The organism is uncultured Microbacterium sp. (assembly GCF_947488465.1).
Lineage (GTDB): Bacteria > Actinomycetota > Actinomycetes > Actinomycetales > Microbacteriaceae > Microbacterium.
Genome location: NZ_CANKZA010000004.1, coordinates 213,937 through 235,132 on the forward strand (window position 1 = coordinate 213,937; position 21,196 = coordinate 235,132).

18 protein-coding genes and 2 pseudogenes are annotated in these 21,196 nt (G+C 68.1%); 9 read left to right on the top strand and 11 right to left on the bottom strand.

Annotated elements, in window-relative coordinates; translation table 11 throughout:
- Nucleotides 1–49 precede the first annotated feature (49 nt).
- The gene (gene treZ / locus Q0653_RS10525) at nucleotides 50–1,795 is read right to left on the bottom strand and encodes a malto-oligosyltrehalose trehalohydrolase (RefSeq protein WP_298944537.1); all 1,746 of its coding nucleotides are present in this window, start codon (nucleotides 1,793–1,795) and stop codon (nucleotides 50–52) included.
- Between the two features lie 1,233 nt (nucleotides 1,796–3,028).
- Between treZ and Q0653_RS10530 the strand changes: the two genes are divergently transcribed.
- Both Q0653_RS10530 and Q0653_RS10535 read left to right on the top strand, forming a co-directional pair.
- Nucleotides 3,029–3,388 (top strand): hypothetical protein, encoded by a 360-nt coding sequence (locus Q0653_RS10530; RefSeq protein ID WP_261606306.1) that lies wholly within the window; start codon nucleotides 3,029–3,031, stop codon nucleotides 3,386–3,388.
- Nucleotides 3,389–3,672: 284 nt separating this feature from the next.
- A complete protein-coding gene (locus Q0653_RS10535; RefSeq protein ID WP_298944538.1) occupies nucleotides 3,673–5,082 on the top strand; it encodes an HNH endonuclease signature motif containing protein in 1,410 nt (469 codons plus the stop codon).
- Between the two features lie 95 nt (nucleotides 5,083–5,177).
- Here the strand turns inward: Q0653_RS10535 and treY are convergent, their stop codons facing one another.
- From treY to Q0653_RS10565, 6 genes and pseudogenes are all read right to left on the bottom strand, one after another.
- Nucleotides 5,178–7,541 carry a malto-oligosyltrehalose synthase gene (gene treY / locus Q0653_RS10540; RefSeq protein WP_298944539.1) on the bottom strand — a complete coding sequence of 788 codons (2,364 nt, stop codon included), beginning with the start codon at nucleotides 7,539–7,541 and terminating at the stop codon, nucleotides 5,178–5,180.
- Entirely contained in the window at nucleotides 7,538–9,769 is a 2,232-nt protein-coding gene (glgX, locus tag Q0653_RS10545; RefSeq protein ID WP_298944540.1) for a glycogen debranching protein GlgX, read from the bottom strand. The genes treY and glgX overlap by 4 nt, the downstream gene beginning before the upstream one ends.
- 72 nt (nucleotides 9,770–9,841) lie before the next feature.
- Complete coding sequence (locus Q0653_RS10550) at nucleotides 9,842–10,306, bottom strand: glutaminase (RefSeq protein WP_298944541.1); 465 nt, start codon at nucleotides 10,304–10,306, stop codon at nucleotides 9,842–9,844.
- Nucleotides 10,303–10,992, bottom strand: coding sequence for a cation:proton antiporter (locus Q0653_RS10555; RefSeq protein WP_298944542.1), 690 nt, complete (start codon nucleotides 10,990–10,992; stop codon nucleotides 10,303–10,305). The genes Q0653_RS10550 and Q0653_RS10555 overlap by 4 nt, the downstream gene beginning before the upstream one ends.
- Nucleotides 10,993–11,012: 20 nt before the next feature.
- A pseudogene (locus Q0653_RS10560) lies at nucleotides 11,013–12,209 on the bottom strand (APC family permease); the annotation flags it as partial.
- Nucleotides 12,210–12,281: 72 nt separating this feature from the next.
- The gene (locus tag Q0653_RS10565; RefSeq protein ID WP_298742031.1) at nucleotides 12,282–12,971 is read right to left on the bottom strand and encodes an SDR family oxidoreductase; all 690 of its coding nucleotides are present in this window, start codon (nucleotides 12,969–12,971) and stop codon (nucleotides 12,282–12,284) included.
- Here Q0653_RS10565 and Q0653_RS10570 point away from each other — a divergent pair.
- Nucleotides 12,957–13,313 carry a GNAT family N-acetyltransferase gene (locus Q0653_RS10570; protein WP_298944543.1) on the top strand — a complete coding sequence of 119 codons (357 nt, stop codon included), beginning with the start codon at nucleotides 12,957–12,959 and terminating at the stop codon, nucleotides 13,311–13,313. The two genes, Q0653_RS10565 and Q0653_RS10570, sit on opposite strands and share 15 nt — an antisense overlap.
- 108 nt (nucleotides 13,314–13,421) lie before the next feature.
- Here the strand turns inward: Q0653_RS10570 and Q0653_RS10575 are convergent, their stop codons facing one another.
- A complete protein-coding gene (locus Q0653_RS10575; RefSeq protein ID WP_298944544.1) occupies nucleotides 13,422–13,961 on the bottom strand; it encodes a YaeQ family protein in 540 nt (179 codons plus the stop codon).
- 3 nt (nucleotides 13,962–13,964) lie between these two features.
- Between Q0653_RS10575 and Q0653_RS10580 the strand changes: the two are divergent.
- A pseudogene (locus tag Q0653_RS10580) lies at nucleotides 13,965–14,807 on the top strand (aminotransferase class III-fold pyridoxal phosphate-dependent enzyme); the annotation flags it as partial.
- 3 nt (nucleotides 14,808–14,810) lie between these two features.
- Here the strand turns inward: Q0653_RS10580 and Q0653_RS10585 are convergent.
- Nucleotides 14,811–15,530, bottom strand: coding sequence for a VIT family protein (locus Q0653_RS10585; RefSeq protein ID WP_298944545.1), 720 nt, complete (start codon nucleotides 15,528–15,530; stop codon nucleotides 14,811–14,813).
- Between the two features lie 119 nt (nucleotides 15,531–15,649).
- On the opposite strand from Q0653_RS10585, the gene Q0653_RS10590 reads away from it, so the two are divergent.
- Nucleotides 15,650–16,837, top strand: coding sequence for a GAF domain-containing sensor histidine kinase (locus Q0653_RS10590; protein WP_298944546.1), 1,188 nt, complete (start codon nucleotides 15,650–15,652; stop codon nucleotides 16,835–16,837).
- Here Q0653_RS10590 and Q0653_RS10595 read toward each other — a convergent pair.
- Complete coding sequence (locus tag Q0653_RS10595; protein ID WP_298944547.1) at nucleotides 16,816–18,294, bottom strand: SDR family oxidoreductase; 1,479 nt, start codon at nucleotides 18,292–18,294, stop codon at nucleotides 16,816–16,818. The two genes, Q0653_RS10590 and Q0653_RS10595, sit on opposite strands and share 22 nt — an antisense overlap.
- 57 nt (nucleotides 18,295–18,351) lie before the next feature.
- On the opposite strand from Q0653_RS10595, the gene Q0653_RS10600 reads away from it, so the two are divergent.
- From Q0653_RS10600 to Q0653_RS10610, 3 genes are all read left to right on the top strand, one after another.
- Entirely contained in the window at nucleotides 18,352–18,744 is a 393-nt protein-coding gene (locus tag Q0653_RS10600; RefSeq protein WP_298944548.1) for an NUDIX domain-containing protein, read from the top strand.
- Between the two features lie 133 nt (nucleotides 18,745–18,877).
- Nucleotides 18,878–19,093, top strand: a complete 216-nt coding sequence (locus Q0653_RS10605) for a hypothetical protein (protein ID WP_298944549.1) — start codon at nucleotides 18,878–18,880, stop codon at nucleotides 19,091–19,093.
- 90 nt (nucleotides 19,094–19,183) lie between these two features.
- The gene (locus Q0653_RS10610; RefSeq protein ID WP_298944550.1) at nucleotides 19,184–19,561 is read left to right on the top strand and encodes a DUF5684 domain-containing protein; all 378 of its coding nucleotides are present in this window, start codon (nucleotides 19,184–19,186) and stop codon (nucleotides 19,559–19,561) included.
- 14 nt (nucleotides 19,562–19,575) lie between these two features.
- Here Q0653_RS10610 and Q0653_RS10615 read toward each other — a convergent pair whose 3' ends face one another.
- Nucleotides 19,576–19,737, bottom strand: coding sequence for a hypothetical protein (locus tag Q0653_RS10615; protein WP_298742014.1), 162 nt, complete (start codon nucleotides 19,735–19,737; stop codon nucleotides 19,576–19,578).
- 254 nt (nucleotides 19,738–19,991) lie between these two features.
- On the opposite strand from Q0653_RS10615, the gene Q0653_RS10620 reads away from it, so the two are divergent.
- On the top strand, nucleotides 19,992–20,741 hold the full coding sequence (locus Q0653_RS10620) for a phosphotransferase (protein WP_298944551.1): 750 nt from the start codon (nucleotides 19,992–19,994) through the stop codon (nucleotides 20,739–20,741).
- Nucleotides 20,742–21,196 lie beyond the last annotated feature (455 nt).

Genomic DNA, 21,196 nt, shown 5'->3' on the forward strand with positions numbered 1-21,196 from the left:
TTGTGGCCATACCCAGAGGAGTCCTGCCAGACCCACCTGATACACGCCGTTAAGAACCGGCATCCTCCGGCCCGACGATGACGGCCGAATCGGGCACGATCACGAGAGTTCCGGATGCTGCCACCAGCGCCTCAGTGGCCAGCCACACCGTCTCTCCGGCGCGGAGCGCGACGTTCCACGGCGCCTCGGAGAGGTTCACGAGGACACGCGCGGCCCCCCGCTCGAGTTCGTAGACGCGACCGCCGATCGCATCCGCCACGCTTGCCCCTCGGCTCACGGCGCGCGGGTCGGTGAAGCCGGGGTACGCGCGGCGCAGCTGCGCCAACCGGCGGTACAGCGCAAGAAGCTCGGTGTGCGGCTCCGTGTCGATCTCGGCCCAGTCGAGCTTCGACCGGAGGAACGTGGCGGGATCGTTCGGATCGGGGACGACGGATTCATCCCAGCCCATGGCGGCGAACTCCGCCTTCCGCCCCGCGGCGGTCGCGGCGGCGAGCTCGGCTTCGGGATGCGAGGTGAAGAACTGCCATGGAGTGGACGCACCCCACTCCTCCCCCATGAACAGCATCGGCGTCCCGGGCGCCGTCATCGTGAGCACCGCCGTGACCGCGAGTCGCTGCGGGGAGAGTGTCGCCGACAGCCGGTCGCCGGCGGCTCGGTTGCCGATCTGATCGTGATCCTGCGCGAAGGTCACGAGCCGCCACGACGGCACCTCGGGCGGAATCGGGATGCCGTGCTCGCGCCCGCGGAAGGTCGACAGCGTCCCGTCGTGGAAGAATCCACCGGTCCAGGTTTTGGGCACCGCCTGGAGGGCCGCGAAGTCGGCGTAGTACCCGTCGGTCTCGCCGCTGACGGCGACATGCACCGCGTGATGCCAGTCGTCGACCCACTGGGCGGCGAGGCCGTGTCCGCCGGATTCGCGCGGCAAGATCATGACGGGATCGTTGAGGTCGCTTTCCGCAATGAGCGACAGCGGACGGCCTAAGTGCGCGCTCAGGGCATCGGCGACCTCGCCGAGCTCACGGAGGATGTGCGTGGGGCTGTCGGGAGATTCGTGCAGCGCGTGGACGGCATCCAGCCGCAATCCGTCGACGTGGAAGTCGCTCAGCCACATGCGTGCGTTGTCCAGGATGTAGTCGCGCACGGCCCGCTCGTCGAGATTGAGACTCGCACCCCAGGTCGTGCCGTGGGCGTCGCGCTGGTACGGACCGAACTCGGGCAGATAGTTGCCGGAGGGGCCCAGGTGGTTGTAGACGACGTCTTGGATGACCGCGAGACCTTCCGCGTGCGCGGCATCCACGAAACGGCGGTACGCCTCGGGCCCGCCGTAGGCCTCGTGCACGGTGTACCAGAGCACGCCGTCGTAGCCCCAGTTGTGCGTGCCGTTGAAGCCGTTGACCGGGAGGAGCTCGATGTGGGTCACGCCGAGGTCGCGAAGGTGCGCGAACTTCGACGTGGCCGCATCGAGCGTGCCTTCGGGCGTGAAGGTCCCGATGTGGAGCTCGTAGATCACGCCGCCGGCCAGCTGCCGGCCGCGCCAGTCACCGTCGGTCCAGGCGAAGGCGGCCGGATCGTCGACGGCCGACATCGCATGCACACCCTGCGGCTGGCGTCGTGAACGGGGATCGGGCAGCACGCGGTCACCGGCGCCGAGGACGAAACCGTACTCGTCTCCCGCCACGAGCGTGACCTCCGCGCCCCACCACCCGCGGTCTCTCGGGGTCAGATCGATGTCGTCGTGACCCGGGCGGCGCAGCCGCACTCGCTCGGCCCGCGGTGCCCATACCTCGATGCTCATGCATCCATCCTGCCGCGCCGGGCTCCGCCCGCGCACGCCCCCGCCGACACCCCCTGCGCTCACCCCCGTCGCGAAACCTCGTGTGTGTCCGCTTTTGGGCGGTGAAATCGGACATACGGGCGGTTTCGCGCGAGAGGGTCCGCAACGCGACGGTACCCGCGCGATGGAGGCGCGCGCCGCCTGCGCAGCGCCCACGCGCGTAGCCCTCACCCCCGTCGCGAAACCTCGCGTGTGGCCGCTTTTGGGCGGTGAAATCGGACATACGGGCGGTTTCGCGCGATGGCGGCCCGCGGCGGCGGGGCGACGTCCCCTGGGGTGGTGTAGTTCTTGGCCGGGTTGTCTTCGTCGTAGACGTTGGTGAGCCATCGTGCGATGGTCAGTGAGAACCGATCAAAGTCACTCACAGAAAGACGTACGCTGTGGGCTAGTGCTGTGCAGCACCGCCCGTGACGATCCCAAACCCGCACGCCGCAGCTCTACAACTGGCCGGCCGATCATTCGCACGCGTCAAAGCGTGAGATGCGGGCGACGATCCAAGATGTAGACGATAGGCTCAGGCGGTCAGGCGGGGACCGACCTAAGCTCGCGATCGAGCGGCGAACCTTGGTCGCAGGACGAGAGATGACATGAAAGCCAGAATCGCCTCCGGGCTGGTCGGCCTCACGATGGTCGCAGTCGCAGTCTTCAGTGCATACCCGGCGCAAGCATCCACGAGCGCAAGCGTCGTTGGTGGAGCGTCGAGCGCTTCGCAGCTGACCATCGTTCCCTTCCGCGAACCGACACCGGCATGCGGCGACCAGGTGCAGCTAGTGCGCAACGGAACCCAGATTCGTGCGGTTGGCGTTGGCGTCACGGTATTTCCACCCAGCTATCCGTACCGACTGATTAACGTGTACGGACCGAACGGGTCGCTGTTGGCCCAGGGGAATGCCTCAAATAGTGGCGGTGCTAACGTCCCGTTCACTGCCGTCTCGACGGGCAAGTCAACTTACCGAGCTGTTCTCAGCAACCCGGCCAATACGTACAGCTACTGTGCGGGCTACTACTCCAAATAACATGGAGGGCTACCACCCGCCAACGTATCCGCTCCTCGAGGCGCGATTTCATCGTTCCGAGAACGACACTGTGCGGTGGCTATATGGCTGGAACGGCCCAGTCACTGAGACTGCCCGGGATGTCACCCTGGCAGCCTCAGCCCCGGCGGGACGTGCGTTGGTAACGTCGGGTCTATGGATGGATGAGCGGGACGCCCAACTATCCGCACTCATGGCTGCGAATTCGCTGGAGCGGGCGCAATTGCTCTCGAACTCCGGTATCGATGCGGCTATGAATGACATGCTTTGGTTACCAGCGCCGCTCACAATCAACGGTGAATCTGCGCAAATCGTGATGGGGCAGATCGGCGAATGCACAGTTGCATACGCAATCGATACTCCGGCACAGTTTGCCGCCGCGTGGGCAAAAGGCAGCGAGCTCGAATCGCTCAGCACGATCGACGCGACCGGCTACCTCATCAATCCGCTAGAAATGCATTCCTATCCGTCGCTCAACAAGCAGACAACGAGAGTGATGTCAGTCGTCGATTTCTACTAGTTGATGTGGTGCCAGTGAGGAACTTTGATCCCAAGTCGAGGCGCGCTTGGGTTTCGTTGAAGCCGACCGATTGGCGCGCTTAGTTATGAGCTAGTGCTGTGCAGCTCCGGCAGTGACGATCCCCAGACCCGCTCGCCGAAGCGCGGCCGAAAGGCGGTGCGCCAACCCTCCTCGGTCGGTGCCGTTTCGACATGAGAAAACCCTCATCGCCGTCGGTTTTTTTCCTCTCTCGATCTGGTCTTTTCGCCCGGCTAAGTGTCGGAACCCCTCGGCAGAATAGGGGTATGGATCTCCTCACCACGCCGCTTCAGAACCTGCGGGCGCAGGTCCGCGAAGTGCTGCGGAACGGGGTCGACGACCGGGCATTCGAACGGGCGACTGAAACAGAATTGGCGCAGCAACTCGCGCTCGTCGCCGAGGTCGGTCGGCTCGCGGACGCGCTCCTGCTCGATGCGGTCGGTGAAGTCATGCGGCGCTCGGAGCTCCCCGAGCGCGACGCGCGGATGACATCGCACCTCGGATGCCGGGACGTCGCCGAACTCGTCCAGAAGATCACCCGGCTCGGCTCGCAGGCCGCCGCGAGGGCGCAACGCGGGGCGAAGGCCGTGCGACCCACGTTGTCGGACACGACCGGCGAGCATCTCGACTCGGCGTTTCCGTCGGTGCGTGACGCGATGCTCGCCGGTGTGCTCGGCGTCGACGGGGTTCTGGCGATCACCGACCCGTTGCAATCAACGGCGCCGCGCGTGGCTGTCGCCGCGCGGCGGGACGCAGCCGACATGGTCGTCGCCGAAGCGCGCGGGGAAGGCCCCGACGGGGCGCCGCCGGCGTGTGCGGAACTATTGAAGATTCATGCGCAGACGTGGGCGATCGCGCTCGATCAAGACGGGGCGGAACCGCGGGAGCGAGCCGCGATCCGCAAACGTGCAGTGACGCTTGGTGTTGCGACGCCGTCGGGTGTCCCGATCCGGGGAACCCTACTCCCCGAAGTCGCCGCGCAACTCCGCACCATCTGGGATGCCCTCCTGTCGCCGAAAGTGTCGTTCACACCAGGTGACGGTGAACGGGACACTGAGGGCCGGTTGATCGCGCCGCTCGATGACCGCACGCACGCGCAGCAGCAGCATGACGCGCTCGCGGCCGTGCTGGGAATCGCCGCGTCCAGCGGTCTCCTTCCCACGATCGGTGGGCACGCGCCGACCCTTGTCGTGTCGGTCACTGCCGAGGATCTCGCATCAGACACCGGGTACGCGTACGCGCAGGGGTGCGCGGAACCGATCACGATCACTGTTGCCCGGCACATCGCGTGTGCTGGTGCGATCCAACGGGTCACGACCCGCCGGGACGGGAAGATCGTCGAGATCAGCACCACCGAACGTGTCTTCAACCGGCACCAGCGGAGAGCGATCGCGCTCCGCGACGGCGGATGCGTCATCCCGGGCTGTGGAACCCCGGCCGCGTGGTGCGAGATTCATCACGTCCTCGAATATGCCAACGGCGGCCCGACTCATACCGACAACGGGGTGCTGCTGTGTTGGTTCCACCACCGCTTCCTCGACCGCATCGGGTGGAAGATTCGGATGAACCGGGGCGTCCCCGAAGTCATGGCACCGGTCTGGTTCGACGCGTCCATGAGGTGGAGACCCGTCACGACCTCACCGATCCGGCTCCGCGCACATCTCCTGAGAACCTGACTGGGCACGTATCGTCTCGTCGCTTCGCTCCCTCACCCAACGACCGGTGGCCGCCCGCGCGCCCCGCGAGCACAGCGAGACGAGACACCTCGCGATCACGCCGGGATCAGCAGCGCAACCGGGTAGGTGTCCAGGAGGTCGGCGAGCGCCAGCGGACCGCCGGTGTACTGCCGCCCCGTGAGAACGTCGATGGTCGGTCCGCTCTGCCGCAGGAGAACCGTGTCGCCCCAGCCACCGCGCGCGGCAAGCCCGACGGGCAATCTCGTCGCGACGGCGAGCGCACCGCCCCGGTCGAACGCGATCGCGTGTTCCGCCGCCTCTCCGACGACGGTCATCGGGGTGTAGCGCGAGAACAGATCGGGCCGGTCCCTGCGCAGGCGCAGAGCGCGCGATGTCACGAGGAGTTTGACGGCACCGGTGGCGTCGATCTCCGGCATCCACCCCGCGTCGATCCGGGCCAGAAGCGCACGGCGCTCCGCGAAGTCGACGGCGCGGCGATTGTCCGGGTCGACGAGCGAGAGGTCCCACAGCTCCGTGCCCTGATAGACATCCGGCACGCCAGGCCCCGCCAGTTGCACGAGCTTTGCGGCGAGCGCGTTCGATCGCCCGGGACCGGTGATCTCGGCGACGAATTCCTCGACGATCGGTTGCACCGCACCAAAAGCCGCGTCGACAAGGGCGTGCACACGTGCCTCGGCTGCGGCATCCGGATCAGCCCACGACGTGACGACCCCGCCCTCGCGGGCGGCCTTCTCGGCGTACGCGTGCAGTCGTTCGGGCGTCACCGGCCAGGCGCCGACCGCAGCCTGCCAGAGGAGCGCGTCGAGCGGTCCATCGCCGGTCGAGGCGACCGCGCGCAGGCCCTCGAGGACCTCCGCCCACCGCTCCGGCAGCTCGGCGAGCACGGCGAGCCGCGCGCGCACATCCTCCGAGCGCTTCGTGTCGTGCGTCGACAGCGCCGTCATCGCGGCGGGCCACGTCGCCTGCCGGCGGGTGGATGCCGCGTGGAACCCCGCGACGTCGAGCGCGAACTGCGACGGGTCGGCGCCCACTTCGGTCAGCGACCCGAGCCGCGTGTACCGGTAGAACCCGGAGTCCTCGACGCCCTTGGCCATCACGGGACCCGTGGTCTGCATGAACCGGCGCGAGAACTCCTCGGCGCCGAATCGGGCTGGCTCCGCGATAACGCGCTCGAGCGCCGCGATCGCGTCGGCAAGGTCCGGACGCGCCCCGGTCGCCTCGGCGACGGCGTGGGCCACGTGCTCGGTGCCGGCCGGGAGGTAGGCCCGATACACGGGGAACGCCGTCAACACCTCGGCGAGCGCATCCCGCAGCACCGTGTCATCGAATCTGTCGCGCACGTCGGCGGGTAGACACCGCACCAGACGGCCGACTTCGGCCGCCTGCGACGTGTCGGCGACGGTGCGCTTCGTGTCGTGGATGAGCGCGTTCCAGGCGAGCGGTTCCCCCCGCAGGCGGGTGTCCAGCGCGGTCAGCTCCGCCTCTCCGGCGGGATCGGTGAGCACCCGGTCGATCTCGCCGAGCGCGTCGTACCCGGTCGTGCCGGCGGTTCGCCACCAGCCTGGCAGTTCTTCGCCGTGTTCGAGGATCTTCTCCACCACGACATACGGCGAACCCGCGGCCTCGGCAAGGTGGTCGAGGTACCCGCCCGGGTCGGCGAGCCCGTCGGGGTGGTCGATGCGGAGTCCGTCGACGAGGCCCTCACCGATCCACCGGAGGATTTCGATGTGGCTCGCGTCGAAGACCTCGGGGACCTCGACCCGCACCCCGGCGAGCGAGGTGACGGTGAAGAAGCGGCGGTAGTTCAGTCGTTCGGCATCGCGACGCCAGAACGCCAGAGCCCAGTGCTGCAGCGCCAGGACATCGCGCACCCGGTCCGGCTCGCTGGTCTCCTCGGCCGAGGCAGTCCCCTCCGCGAGCGGTAGCACGAGGTCGAAGTAGCGCGCCGTCCCGAAGGGAGCGGCATCCGTCGCACCGGGTGAAACGGTGATCTCCCCCGCCCCGACGATGTCGTCGGGCTCGCCGCCGAGCACGGGCAGGACGACCCGCCCGCCGCCGTGCTCCCAGTCGATGTCGAACGCACTGGCGTGCACCGACGTGCGGCCGCGCAGGAGAACATCCCACCACCAGGGGTTTTCGGTCGGATCAGAGACACCCTGATGGTTCGGCACGATGTCCACCAGGATGCCGAGGCCTGCGGCGCGGGCCGCGGCACTGAAGCGTGCCAACCCTTCCGGTCCGCCGCGTGCGTCGTCGACCCGGGTGGGATCGACGACGTCGTACCCGTGGTCCGACCCGTCCGCCGCCTGCAGCAAGGGCGACAGATAGGCCCAGTCGACGCCGAGATCGCGCAGGTAGGGCACGACCTCGGCGGCGGCATCCAAATCGAAGGACGGCCGCACCTGCAGCCGATAGGTCGAAACGGGGCGGCGGCTCATCGTCCGCTCGACTGCTCCGCCTTCGGTGCCGGCGCAGGCACGACATCGATCGGGGTCGTGAACGCGGCGAGCGAGGCGGCGACCGAGTGATCGACCTCGGGCTGCTCCACCTCGTGGTCGCGCAGCACCATCAGGGACCTGCCGAGGAGGTCGACGTGGTCGCCCCCCGACAGCGGCTCACCGTCGGCGGCCGCGCCAGCGGTGTCGACGATCACTTCCCACTGCGGACCGAACTCGGACTGCGGCATCGTGAACTCGACGTGCTCGTCCCCGGCGTTGAAGAGAATCAGGAAGTGGCGGTCATGGATCTCCTGACCGCGCCGGTCGCGTTCGCGGATACCGTCCCCGTTGAGGAAAACGCCTACCGCGCGGCCGAATCCGGAATCCCAGTCCTCCGGCTGCATCTGCGTGCCGTCGGGCCGCAGCCACACGATGTCGGGCACCGGCGCACCCTCTTCGCGGCGCACGGGGCGACCGTCGAAGAAGCGACTGCGGCGGAACGTCGGGTGCTCGCGGCGCAAGCGCGCGAGGGCCGCGGTGAATTCCACGAGCGGCTGATCGACGTGCTCCCAGTCGACCCACGTGATCTCGTTGTCCTGCGCGTAGCCGTTGTTGTTGCCGCCCTGTGTGCGCCCCAGCTCGTCACCGTGGCTGATCATCGGCACACCCTGGCTGAGCAGGAGCGTGGCGAGGAAGTTGCGCTGCTGACGCGCGCGCAGCGTCAGCACCTCGGGGTCGTCGGTCGGGCCTTCGACGCCGCAGTTCCACGAGCGGTTGTGCGACTCCCCGTCGTTGTTGTCCTCGCCGTTGGCCTCGTTGTGCTTCTCGTTGTACGAGACGAGGTCGCGGAGGGTGAAGCCGTCGTGCGCCGTCACGAAGTTGATGGATGCGACGGGCCTCCGGCCCGAGTGCTCGTACAGGTCGGCGGACCCGGTGAGGCGCGAGGCGAATTCGGCGAGCGTCGACGGCTCACCGCGCCACAGATCCCGCACGGTGTCGCGATACTTACCGTTCCACTCGGTCCACTGCGGCGGGAAATTGCCCACCTGGTAGCCGCCCGGACCGATGTCCCAGGGCTCGGCGATGAGCTTGACCTGCGAGACCACCGGATCCTGCTGGACGAGTTCGAAGAACGCCGCGAGCCGGTCGACTTCGTAGAACTCTCGAGCGAGCGTGGCCGCCAGGTCGAAGCGGAAACCGTCGACGTGCATCTCGAGCACCCAGTAGCGGAGCGAATCCATGATCAGCTGCAGCGTGTGCGGGTTACCGACGTTCAGCGAGTTCCCGGTGCCGGTGTAGTCGGTGTAGTACCGCTTGTCGTCGTCTTCGAGGCGGTAGTACGCCTCGTTGTCGATCCCCTTCATCGACAGGGTGGGGCCCATATGGTTGCCCTCGGCGGTGTGGTTGTAGACCACGTCGAGGATCACCTCGATGCCCGCGGCGTGCAACGCCTTGACCATGCCCTTGAATTCCTGGACCTGTTGCCCGCGCTGGTCTCCCGCCGCGCTGAAAGAGGCGGAATAGGTGTTCTGCGGCGCGAGGAAGGCGATCGTGTTGTAGCCCCAGTAGTTCGACAGACCCTTCTCCTGCAGCGTCGAGTCGTTGACGAACTGGTGCACCGGCATGAGCTCGATCGCGGTGACGCCGAGTTTCTTCAGGTGCTCGATGATCGCCGGGTGCGCGATCGCGCTGTAGGTCCCGCGGATCTCTTCCGCGATGTCGGGGTGCAGTTGCGTGAGGCCCTTGACGTGCGCTTCATAGATGAGCGATTCGGCATAAGGCGTCTTCGGCTGACGGTCGCCCGACCAGTCGAAGAAGGGGTTGATGACGACGGCCTTCATCATCTGACCGGCAGAATCTTCCTCGTTGACCGAGTCGGGGTCACCGAAGTCGTACCCGAAGACCGACTGTCCCCACTGGATCTCACCGTCGACCGCTTTCGCGTACGGGTCGAGGAGCAGCTTGCTCGGGTTGAAGCGCTTGCCGCTGGCCGCATCGACGGGCCCGTAGACCCGATAGCCGTAGCGCTGTCCGGGCTGGATCGTGGGCAAATACGCGTGCCAGACGAAGGCGTCGACATCGCGCAACTCGACGCGCGTCTCCTCGCCGCCGTCGTCGAACAAGCAGAGCTCGACGCGCTCGGCCCCTTCGCTGAACAGCGCGAAGTTGGTGCCGCTGCCGTCGAACGTCGCCCCCAATGGATATGCCGAGCCGGGCCAAACCTGCATGAGCGCCTCCCAGTGCTGTGAGCATCCACCCTACTTTGCGCAGATCGGGGGCCCGTGACCCTTGACAGTCGCTCAGCGCAACGCCACCTGTTCGTCGAGGTAGTCGCCGAGCGGGCGGATGCCGCCCCCCGCGCTCCAGCGGATCTGCGGAATGCCGACGACGACCGACAGCGGGCCGGAGGTGCCTCCGGCATCCACGACGTCGAGATCCAGGACCTCCCAGCCGAGATGCACGGTCTCGCCCTCGGCGAAGCCGCCCCGGCGCGCCGCCGCGGCGAGCGCCGCACGCGCACGTTGCGACTCGGCGGTGAAGCCGCGGATCACTTCGGTCCGCGCACGGACGATCTCCCCCGTCGCGGCGACGGCATCCGGTCCGATGAGGAGCACGCCGAGGTGCCAGGCCTCGCCGGCCGGCACGATGCGCGGGGCTCGCCCGATGCCGAGGACCTTGCGGGACGACGTCCACTCCCCGAGGCGCTCACGGGGCGCGGCCGAGAGGCGCGCGCGGACGTCGGCGATCAGAGCGCTCGCGTTCATCGCACCGCCTCGCCCGACGGCTCGACGCGGCTCACCGGATCCCCGCGCAGGGACATCCCGACGAGAGGGAAGATCAGGAGCGAGAGCATCCCGGCACCCACGAGTACCGAGGCGAGGCCGCTGGAGATGAGGTTCTGGTCGACGCCGATACCCGTGTCCGCGACGATGATCGGCAGCCCCGTGGCGCCGAGCAGGATCGAGATCGCGATGAGCGGCCCGAATTCTCCGACGGCGCCGAGCGCGCTGACCGCACGCCCGAACGGGGTCCGCAGTTCCCCGGCATCCCGCAGGATGGGCAACAGGGCGCCGAGCGCCGTCGAGGCGAGGGCGATCCCGACCACGATCGCGCCGAGCCCCGGTGCGATCAGAAGGCCGAGCGCGACGCCGAGCGCGAAGCTGACGAACCACCCGCCGATCGCGCGGCGACCCGTGCGCCCGCGGAGGACGGCGAACTCGATCTCGGTGCCCGCGATGAAGAACAGCATGGCGAGTCCGAACTCGGAGAGCAGCCCGACGAACTCGGAGGGACCGGTCCAGCCGAGCACGCTCGGCCCGATGACGATGCCGAGCACCAACTCGAACACGACGACCGGCACGCGTATCCACGCGCCCATCGCGCGCGCCGCGACCGGTGCGAGCACCGCCAGGAGCGGGATCAGCACGATCGCCGTGTCGAGATCATCCATACCGGAACGGTACCGATATCTCAGATGCCGCCGTCGATCGAACGGACGAACTCGCCCGGTTCTTCCGGCACCATGACCGGAGTTTCCCGGTTGAGGCTCTTGCCCCCGAAGAAGGGCTTCGACCGGGGGAAGAGGTACCAGATCACCATCAGGACGACCCCGACGAGCAATGCGCCGATGCCGACCACGAAGGTGCCGCCGATCCCCAGGAGCACCGAGTAGCCGTAGTCGACGTCGTACATGTCGATCGCCGACTTCACGAACGCGAACGTGAGCATGAGCGCGCCGAGCAACGGGAAGATGCCCTTGAACCAGAGGTCGCGGGCAGAGCGGCCCAGGTCACTGCGGAAGTACCAGATGCAGGCGAAGCCGGTGATGGCGTAGTAGAACGCGATGGCGAGACCGAGCGAGAGGATCGAGTCCTGCAGGATGTTGTCGCTGATGAGCGTCATGCCGACGTAGTAGCAGATCGCGACGGTGCCGCCGACGAGCGTCGAGAACGACGGTGTCTTGTACCGCGGGTGCACGGTCTTGAACCGTTCGGGGAGGGCCCGGTAGACACCCATCGCGAGCGTGCCGCGGGCGGTCGGGAGGATCGTGGTCTGAGTCGACGAGACCGCGGAGATGAGCACGGCGACCACGAGCAGCCAGCCCCAGGGGCCGAGGAGGCCGTCCTTGATGGCGAGGAAGAAGTCATCGGCGTTGGCCTCGTTCCCGAGGCCCGTGCCATCTTCGCCGGGGCCCGCGTACATCATCGCCGCGATCGTCACCGAGACGTACGTGAAGAGGAGGATGACGGTGGTGAGCAGCGCCGCGCGGCCAGGGATGCGTTTCGGATCCTTCGTCTCCTCGTTGAGGACGAGGCACGTGTCCCAGCCCCAGTAGATGAAGAGTGCCAGCAGCACCGCCTCCGTGAACCCGTCGAAGTCGGTGAAGGCGAAGGGGTTCAACCACTCCCAGTCGAATGCGGTCGCGCCCGGTGCCGTTCCGGCGAAGAACTGCCAGAGAGCCGCCACGACGAAGATCGCGAGGGCGAGGTACTGGATGGCGAGCAGGATGTTCTGGATGCGTTCGCCGATCTCGACGCCGCGCCAGCTCACCCAGGTCATCGCGGCGATGAAGACGACGGCGACGAGGATGATGCGCCAGTCGTTGTTCTCGAGTTCGAGGCCGAAGAGGTCCCAGAAATACACCGAGGCGATCTGGGCGAGGTTCGCGGCTTTTCACCGAAAACTAGACCCTCGGATGCCGTGATCGCACGCGGTGGCGATCGCCGCGCCGGGCGCGTGTCAGCGGGGACCGGGCCGCACCGAGACGTCGGTGATGACGGCATCCGTCGGCAGATCGAGCGCTGTGAGGATCGCGGTCGCCACCGACTCGGGGTCGATGAAACGCGCCGGGTCGTAGGCGGCACCTTCCTGCTCATGCACGCGCGCTTGCATCGGGGTCGCCGTTCGACCGGGGTACACGGTCGTCACGCGCACTCCGTGTGGTGCCTCTTCGCCGCGGAGTGCGTCGGCGAGCGCCTTCAGTCCGTGCTTCGACGCGGCGTAGGCGGCCCACTGCGGGTGCGCGGTGAGCCCTGCTCCGGAGTTGACGAACAGCACCTGGCCGCGGGCCGCACGGAGGGCGGGCAGAGCGATGCGCGTGAGTTCGGCGGGCGCGATGAGATTGACCGCGAGCTGTGATTCCCAGGCATCCAGGGGCAGATCGGCGACGTGGCCGAGGTCGACGACCCCCGCCGCGTGGATCACGGAGTCCAGTGCTGGCGGCAGGCCCGCGGCGGCCGCCGCAAGAGATTCGGGATGCCGGAGGTCGGCGACGACGGTGCTCGACCCGGCGAACAGCGCGGTGAGGTCCGCCGCGCGATCGTCGTCGCGGGCAACGAGGACAAGTCGGTCGCCGCGATCGGCGAGCCGGCGGGCGACCGCGAGTCCGATGCCGCTTCCGGCGCCGGTGAGGAGATGGGTCTGCGTCATGCCGCCATCCTCCCACCGGAGCATCGGGTTGAATGGACCGGTGCCCCTGCCGACACCCGCGTCATCCAGGTCGCGAATCAGGATGCGGGGCTCATCGCCCTCCGCGACGAACCCGACGCACGGTGGATCGAGCACTTCTCCCTCGACCCGGCGCACCAGGGCCGGGGCATCGGGAGCGCGGCATTGGAGACGCTCCTGTCGGCGACGCCCGGACGCACGCCGTTCCGCCTCAACGTCCTGCAGGGCAGCCCGGCCCGGCGGTTGTACGAGCGGCACGGATTCGTCATCGACTCCCAGGACGACGTCGACGTCTGGATGACCGCCCCCGCGCTCCGCGCGTGAGCCGCCTCCCGCCGAGCCGACACCTTCCGCCCGAGCCGACAGCATCCGTGCGCACATAGCCATGCGGCTCGCTCGAAACTCTGCGGCTCGAGGCGCGGAAGGAAGGCCTCAGACGATGGCGTCCTCGTGCAGCGCGGAGCTCAGCGTCGTCCCACCCATGTCCAGGAACAACTGCCCCTCGGTGACCGAGAGCACGAGGTCGTTGCGCCGCTCCAGCAGTCGCGCCGCTGCATCCACAAAGCCCGGATCGAAGCTGCGCACGACGATGTCCTCTGCCCGGTGGATCCGCTTGCCGGCGAGCCGCGTGATCACCTTGGCCGGATCGCGGTGCGTGTAGACGATTGTCCGGTCGGCCGCCTTGCTGCCGAAATGCAGACGCTCCGCCTCGGGCGCACCGATCTCGATCCAGGCGACGAGTCTGCCGGTCATGTCGCGCACCAACACGGCGGGCTCATCGGTCTGCGAGATGCCCTCGCTGAACACGATGCCCTCCTGGTACTCCAGCAGGTAGGCCAGGATCCGGGTGACCATGTACGCGTCGGTCTCGGACGGATGCCGGGCAACGCGGAGCGGGATCTCCTCATAGACGCCGCGATCGACGTCAGCCAGCTGCACGGAGAAAGTATGGATTGTTGCGCCGATGGCCATGACGACCGAGCCTATCGGCCCTGGTCGTACGCGCATCCGCCGGCAATCGAGCTTGCTGCGCGACTGGCCGATATGGCGCCCGGCGACCTCAACCATGTCTTCTTCTCCACCGGGGGAGGCGAAGCCGTCGAGACGGCGTTCAAACTCGCCAAGCAGTACTGGAAGCTGCAAGGCAAGCCAGGAAAGCACAAGGTGATCTCCCGCTACATCGCCTATCACGGCACCCCGCAGGGGGCGCTCGCCATCACCGGCCTCCCGGCCATGAAGGCGATGTTCGAACCGATCACCCCGGGCGGCTTCCGCGTGCCGAACACCAACTATTACCGGGCCGCCGCGCAGGGGTTCACCGGCGCCACCCCCGAGGAATTCGGCGTCTGGGCGGCCGACCGTATCGAGGAGATGATCCAGTTCGAGGGCCCCGACACGATCGCCGCCGTCTTCCTGGAGCCGGTGGCCGCCGCCGTCGCGATGGCGAACCTCGACATCTTCGAAGAGGAGTCGCTCCTGCAGAACGTGCGCGAGAATTCGCCGGTGTTCCGGTCGACGCTGGAGAAGCTCACCGATCTGCCGATCGTCGGGGACGTCCGCGGCGACGGCTACTTCTTCGGCATCGAGCTCGTCAAGGACAAGGCCACCAAGGCCACGTTCGACGACGACGAATCCGAGCGCCTGTTGCGCGGGTTCCTCTCCGGGGCGCTCTACAACGCCGGCCTTTACTGCCGGGCCGACGACCGCGGCGACCCGGTGATCCAGCTCGCCCCGCCGCTGACGACGGGGCCGGCGGAGTTCGACGAGATCGAGCAGATCCTCCGGGGCGTGCTCACCGAGGCGTGGAGCCGCCTCTGACGCTCACGCGACGGCAGTGCCGAAGAGCGTTCCGACGAGGAACGTCGCGCCGAGTGCGAGCGCGCCGCCGATCGTGATCCGGAGGATCGCGCGTCCGCGATCGGCGCCGCCGATCCACGCGGCGACGTACCCGGTGATCGCGAGGGCGATGAGCACAGCGACGAACGTGAACCAGATGCGCATCGGGTGCGGGAGCAGCAGGATCGTCGCCATCGGCAGGAGGGCGCCGACCGTGAAGGCCACCGCCGACGCGAACGCGGCGTGCCAGGGGCTCACGACGTCGTCCTGGTCGATGTTCAGCTCGGCGGAGAGGTGCGCCGCCAACGCGTCCCGCTCGGTGAGCTCCTCGGCGACCTTCGTCGCGGTGTCCTCTGACAGGCCCTGCGCGCGGTAGAGCCCGACGAGCTCCGCGAACTCCGCCTCCGGCTCTTCGGCCAGCTCCCGCCGCTCCTTCTCGATGAGCGCCTTCTCGCTGTCGCGTTGGCTGGACACCGAGACGTATTCGCCCAGAGCCATCGAGATCGCGCCACCGACGAGGGCGGCGGATCCCGCCAGGAGCACGGGCATCACCTCGGAGCTCGCCCCGGCCACACCGACGACGACCGCAGCCGTGGAAACGATGCCGTCGTTCGCACCCAGCACGCCGGCGCGCAGCCAGTTGAGCCGCTGGGCGATCCCCATCTGGTGCGGCTCGTCGAGGTGCGTTCCTGCCGGAGTGGTCATACCACCACGGTAGGCCGACCGATGCACGCGCGCCACGAAGGTGAGCCGACCCAAAGCGCGGCCGCCCCTGCTCCCGGGACCCGTAGGGTGGGTCCGGGACGGGCGCAACAGGGGGCACGGTGAAGACGGCGGAAGATCTGACGCGACGGGACACGATCGCGGGATACGGACCCATGCGGCCCGCGAGCGAGCCCGATCTCTACGGGTTGGTCCAGATCGCCGCGACGGTCTGCGGCATCCCTTACGCCACGGTGAACATCATCGACGACCGGTGGCAGTACGAGGTCGCCACCGTCGGTTCCGAGGCGGCCATGTGCGCGATAGAGGATTCGATGTGCGCCGTCGTCCTCGCAGACGGAAAGCACGTCGTCGTTCCGGACGCACGCTCGGACGAACGTTTCGCCGACAACCCGTTCGTCACGGGCCGGCTCGACGACGTGCGCTTCTACGCGTCGAGTCCCCTGGTGACCCCCGACGGGGTCGTCATCGGCACCCTGTGCGTCTTCGACCGGAAGCCGGGCGACCTCACCTCCGAGCAGAGCCACGCGCTCGACGTCCTGGCCGGCCAGGTCGTCGACGTCTTGGAGCTGCGGCGACTCACCCGTGAACTCGGTCGGTCCAACGACGAGCTCTCGCAGTTCGCCGGTCAGATCAGCCACGATCTGCGCAATCCGTTGACCGCGCTCATCGGACAGCTCGAGCTCGCCGCCGACGGTCTCGCGCTCGACGACGATCCGATGGTCGAGCGCGCGCTGACGCACGCCGAATCGGCGGCGGCCCGCATGGACGACATGGTCGCTGTGCTGCTCGCGTATGCACGCATCGGCGGCGGCGAACTCCGCCGCATCCCGGTCGACCTCGCGGCGACTGTCGAGACCGCCGTCGACGACCTCTCCGTCGCGATCGCCGCCGCCGGCGCCACGGTCACCCACGACGCGGCGCTCACCGTCACCGGTGACCCGACGCTCCTCCACGTTCTCCTGCAGAACCTCATCGCCAACTCGGTCAAGTTCTCGCGCGGGGCGGGCGCCGATCCGCACATCGAGATCACCGCTGCCGCCACCGCGACCGGGTGGCGCATCACCGTCGACGACAACGGTCCGGGTGTTCCCAAAGATCAGCGCGAGCGCATGTTCGAGCTCATGGAACGCGGCGACACGGGCCAGGCGCCGGGGCTCGGTCTGGGGCTCGCGACGTGCCGGCGCATCGCACAGGCACATGGAGGACGCATCGGCCTGGAAGAGTCACCGCTCGGGGGCGCGCGGGTCTGGCTTTTCCTTCCCGATCACCACGCGCCGGGCGCGTAGTCCTTCAGGAAGACGCCGAAAAGGTCCTCGCCCGCTTCGCCGCGGACGATCGGGTCGTACACGCGCGCGGCGCCGTCGACGAGATCGAGGGGCGCGTGGAAACCCTCTTCCGCCAACCGCACCTTCGTCGGATGCGGTCGTTCATCGGTGATCCAGCCGGTGTCCACGCTCGTCATGAGGATGCCGTCGGTCTCGAACATCTCGCGTGCGCTCGTGCGGGTGAGCATGTTGACGGCCGCCTTCGCCATGTTCGTGTGCGGATGCCCGGGGCCTTTGTAGCCGCGGTTGAAGACACCCTCCATCGCACTGACATTCACGATGTAAGTGCGCGCGGCGGGGCTCGCGGCCATCGAGGCGCGGAGCTTCGAAATCAGCAGGAACGGCGCCGTGGTGTTGGCCAGCTGCACCTCCAGCATCTCCAGAGGATCGACCTCATCCACGCTCTGCGTCCACGAGTTGACGTCGTGCAGATCGGGGATGAGACCACCGGCGTCGATCGCGGTGCCGGCGGCGAGTCGCTCGAGGGAGCTCGATCCGGCCGCCATCGCCTGCTCGGTGAGTTCATCCGCGCGGGACGCTGCGGCCGCGAGGATCGGGTGCGCCGTCACCGAGCGCTCGAGCGCCTGCGGATGCTGATCGTTCGTGTGTCCGAAGGTCACGAGCGCCGGCAGTGGCCCGTCCGGCAGCGGAGCGAGTTCGGCATCCACGAGCGGCTGATAGGCACCCGGCGAGCGCCGCACCGTCTGCGTCGCGTTGTTGATGAGGATGTCGAGGGTGCCGCTGGCGGCGACATCCTCGGCGAGTCCGAGCACCTGGGCGGGATCGCGCAGGTCGATGCCGACGATCTTCAGCCGGTCGATCCACTCGGGAGCATCCGGCAAGCTCGAAAACCGGCGCACCGCATCGCGCGGGAAACGCGTCGTGATAGTCGTATGCGCACCGTCGCGCAAGAGCCGGAGCGCAATGTACATGCCGATCTTCGCGCGCCCCCCGGTCAGCAGCGCCCGCTTGCCCGTGAGGTCCGTGCGCGCCTCGCGCTTGCGGTGACTCATCGCCGCACAGTCCGGGCACAGCTGGTGGTAGAAGGCATCCACCAACGTGTACGGCCGCTTGCAGATGTAGCAGGCGCGGGCTTTCAGCAGGGTCCCGGCGGTCGGCGCCGTCGTCGACGTCGAAATCGGGATGCCGCGGGTCTCATCGTCGATGCGATCGGGAGCGCCCGTGGCGGTCGCCGCGACCACGGCCCGGTCGGACTCGGCGACGAACGCGCGGGCAGCTTTGCGCCGCGAGACCTTCACGGCCTTGAACATCTTGCCGGTGGCCTGGCGCACGGTGACGAAGTCGGGGTGGTCCTGGTCCACGGCATCCAACTGCGCGAGCACGCGGAGCGTGGCGGCGAGGTCGTCGGGGTCGATACCGCTCGGCGGCAGATCAGCGGGTGGGGTCGTCTCGGGCACAGGAGATTCTCCCACGGAGCGCCTGGACGCCCGCCCGTCGGATGCTAGCGTTCCAGCGTGCCCGAAGCCCGCATCCATGTCTCGGCCGCCGTCATCACCGATGCGGCCGGACGCCTGCTGCTCGTCCGCAAGTCCGGCACGACAGCGTTCATGCAGCCGGGAGGCAAACCAGAGGTCGGGGAGAATGCTGCCGAGACCCTCGCCCGCGAGCTGGGCGAAGAACTGGGTCTGACGTTGGATGCCGCGGACTTCGTCGCGCTCGGCGAGTTCACGGCCGCCGCCGCCAACGAACCCGGGCACCTCGTCATCGCCGATGTGTTCACCGTCGACATCGGCGCGCAGCATCCGGTCGCCGCGGCCGAGATCGCAGAACTCCGCTGGGTGACGCGCGCTGATGCGGCCACTCTCGAGGTCGCGCCGCTGGCCCGCGAGTACTTCCTCCCCACCTGACCCGGTTCGCGGGGCAGTTGTCGCCGCATCCGGGTGGTGAAGCGGCATCACCTGCCCCGTCAAGCCCCCTCGGCGCGCGTATGGCGAGTGGCTGGCGTTCGGAGCGTTCGCCGCAGCCTCAGTCAGTGGATTCATGGTGGCCATCGCCTTCAGCGATGCCGCCGGCCTGCAATGGGCTGCCCCGACCGCATCCCTCCTCGGTTGGGGCATGACGCTGGCGAGTGCGCTGACCCTGGCGGCCACCTCCGTCCCCCGTCTGCGTCCGTTCTTCGGGCTCTTCGAGCGCCTCATCTACGTCGGGATGTTTGCTCTCTCGGCCTTCGCGGCGACGGCCCTTCTCGCCACCTGACCTCCCCCACCCCCGGCGCGCCTGCGCTGCTCAGAAAGGAACTCCCTGGACGCTCTGTCGTCGATCGACCCCGCCATCACCGTGTACTCCGTGCTGGGCGCGGTGATCAGCTATCTCTTCTACGGATTCGCCCTCACATCCATCTTCCAGAAGGCGGGCCTCAAAGCCTGGCCTGCCTGGGTCCCCATCTTCAATACGTGGCGGGTGCTGCAGCTCGGCGGGCAAAAGGGGTGGTGGGTGCTGGTCGCGCTCGTCCCCGTCGTGGGCTGGATCGCTTTTCTCGTATTCCTCATCATCGCGGGCATCAAGATCCAGACCGCCTTCGGCAAGCCCGGCGGCGTGTTCTACCTGCTTGCGCTGTTCCTCACCCCGGTCTGGTACGGCATCCTCGCCTGGGATAGCTCCACATGGAACCCCCAGCACACGCCCGCGGTGCCGGCCAGCGGATACGACCAGGCTTCTTCCTGAGTCCTGGCCGGCCGTCACCCGAGAGCTGCGCGGATCAACCACTGCTGGTCGCGATAGCCGTCGTCGGGGAGATCTGTGTGCTCGGCGACGTCGACCGTCTCCACCATCTGGTCCAGCGGGATCGGCGGCTCCATGTGCCGGAAGCGGCTGCTCGGGTCACTCTCCTCGTGCTCCATGGCACGATCGTAGGCCTGAACGCCGCGCGGCGACACGTGAAGACGGCCGCGGCTCCACCCGCCGACAGGCGTTCCCGCCACGGAGTGGTCTGCGCAGAAGCGGAGTCGCCAGGCAATCGGATGCTCGCCGTGGTCATGCGCCGACGCGACGAACGGCGGCGCGATCCGCGTCCCCCGGGCGGGTGACCGCGATCGCCCGGAAGGATGACGTCCTCGCCGCAGATGTCCTCCGGGACCCCGGTTAGCATCGCAGGATGGACGAGGAGCAACGACTCGAGGGCGGCAATGCCAGCGGTGTCGTCGTGCGCATCGGATTGACGGTCCGGAAGCCGTGGGCTTCGTCGACGCCCGGGGTCGTCGCGTTCATGGACGCGGTGCGGGAGGCCGGTGTCGATGTTCCCGCGACCTTCGGGCGGGATGCGGAGGGCCGCCAGGTCATCGAGTTCGTGCCGGGGACACTCGCTCTCGACAGGGGCCCGCTCCTCCCCGCGGAGCTTCATCGGGTCGGCGCGATGGTCCGCGCGATCCACGATGCGAGCGCGTCCTTCATCCCGTCGCCCGACGCTCGGTGGACCAGCGCCATCCCCGCTCCCGGGGACGACCTCGTCTGCCACAACGACCTCGCACCGTGGAACCTCGTCATCGGAGACCGGTGGACCTTCATCGATTGGGATGCCGCGGCACCCAGCACGCGCCTCTGGGATCTCGCCTACGCCGCGGGGGCGTTCACACTGTCCGACCCGGCGCAGGATCCCGAAGTGGCGTCCGTGATGCTCGCGGCGTTCGTCGACGGCTACGGCGCAGACCGGTCGCTCCGCGAAGAGCTCCCCCGTGCTCTGCACGAGCGCGCCGCAGCGATGCTCCACCTGTTGCGGTCGTCGCACGAGACGGGCATCGAACCGTGGGGCTCGATGTATGTCGACGGCCACGGCGAGCACTGGCGCTCCGTGACGCGCTACGCGCTGCGGCACCGGGACACATGGTCCGCCGCGCTGGGCCGGTAAGGGCGCTGGCGCGCGTCGCGGCCGGCCGGTGCCACAGTGTGCTTACGAATGACTCCCTGTGGGTGTTGAGGGACTCGGAACGCGATCTCGTCCGGGGCCCGAATCCTCCCCCGCGACCGCGGGCGGAGTGGCGAGTTCTGGACTCCAGCGCAGTCACACGCAAACGACCGGTGGGGCGAAGCGAGACGCATCGAGTCGCGCCCAGGGTGACCGGAGACAAGCCAAGCGACTCCCGCTGAGGCAGCCTGGTTCGGCGCGCGTCGACGGAACGTGCCGGGAAAGCAGGTGTGCGCCAGCGCGCACCACCTCAATATGGAGATGTTTGCCATCGGATCGTGGCTACCGTCCCCGCGCAGCGATCGGTGCTGCGCGGGTCCGTCGCTCGCGGAACCTCCACGCCACCCGCGCCAGCAAGGGACGACAGCACGCCACGGAGAAATGAAGAAGCCCCCAAT

Bases quoted from the DNA above. Each gene is read 5' to 3' on its own strand.
- Q0653_RS10550 (WP_298944541.1), bottom strand. From the start codon at position 10,306: ATGAACGCGAGCGCTCTGATCGCCGACGTCCGCGCGCGCCTCTCGGCC.
- Q0653_RS10615 (WP_298742014.1), bottom strand. From the start codon at position 19,737: ATGGAGCACGAGGAGAGTGACCCGAGCAGCCGCTTCCGGCACATGGAG.
- Q0653_RS10605 (WP_298944549.1), top strand. From the start codon at position 18,878: ATGGTGGCCATCGCCTTCAGCGATGCCGCCGGCCTGCAATGGGCTGCC.
- Q0653_RS10585 (WP_298944545.1), bottom strand. From the start codon at position 15,530: ATGACCACTCCGGCAGGAACGCACCTCGACGAGCCGCACCAGATGGGG.
- Q0653_RS10565 (WP_298742031.1), bottom strand. From the start codon at position 12,971: ATGACGCAGACCCATCTCCTCACCGGCGCCGGAAGCGGCATCGGACTC.
- Q0653_RS10555 (WP_298944542.1), bottom strand. From the start codon at position 10,992: ATGGATGATCTCGACACGGCGATCGTGCTGATCCCGCTCCTGGCGGTG.
- glgX (WP_298944540.1), bottom strand. From the start codon at position 9,769: ATGCAGGTTTGGCCCGGCTCGGCATATCCATTGGGGGCGACGTTCGAC.
- Q0653_RS10575 (WP_298944544.1), bottom strand. From the start codon at position 13,961: ATGGCCATCGGCGCAACAATCCATACTTTCTCCGTGCAGCTGGCTGAC.
- Q0653_RS10530 (WP_261606306.1), top strand. From the start codon at position 3,029: ATGGATGAGCGGGACGCCCAACTATCCGCACTCATGGCTGCGAATTCG.
- Q0653_RS10570 (WP_298944543.1), top strand. From the start codon at position 12,957: ATGGGTCTGCGTCATGCCGCCATCCTCCCACCGGAGCATCGGGTTGAA.
- treZ (WP_298944537.1), bottom strand. From the start codon at position 1,795: ATGAGCATCGAGGTATGGGCACCGCGGGCCGAGCGAGTGCGGCTGCGC.
- Q0653_RS10620 (WP_298944551.1), top strand. From the start codon at position 19,992: ATGGACGAGGAGCAACGACTCGAGGGCGGCAATGCCAGCGGTGTCGTC.
- treY (WP_298944539.1), bottom strand. From the start codon at position 7,541: ATGAGCCGCCGCCCCGTTTCGACCTATCGGCTGCAGGTGCGGCCGTCC.
- Q0653_RS10535 (WP_298944538.1), top strand. From the start codon at position 3,673: ATGGATCTCCTCACCACGCCGCTTCAGAACCTGCGGGCGCAGGTCCGC.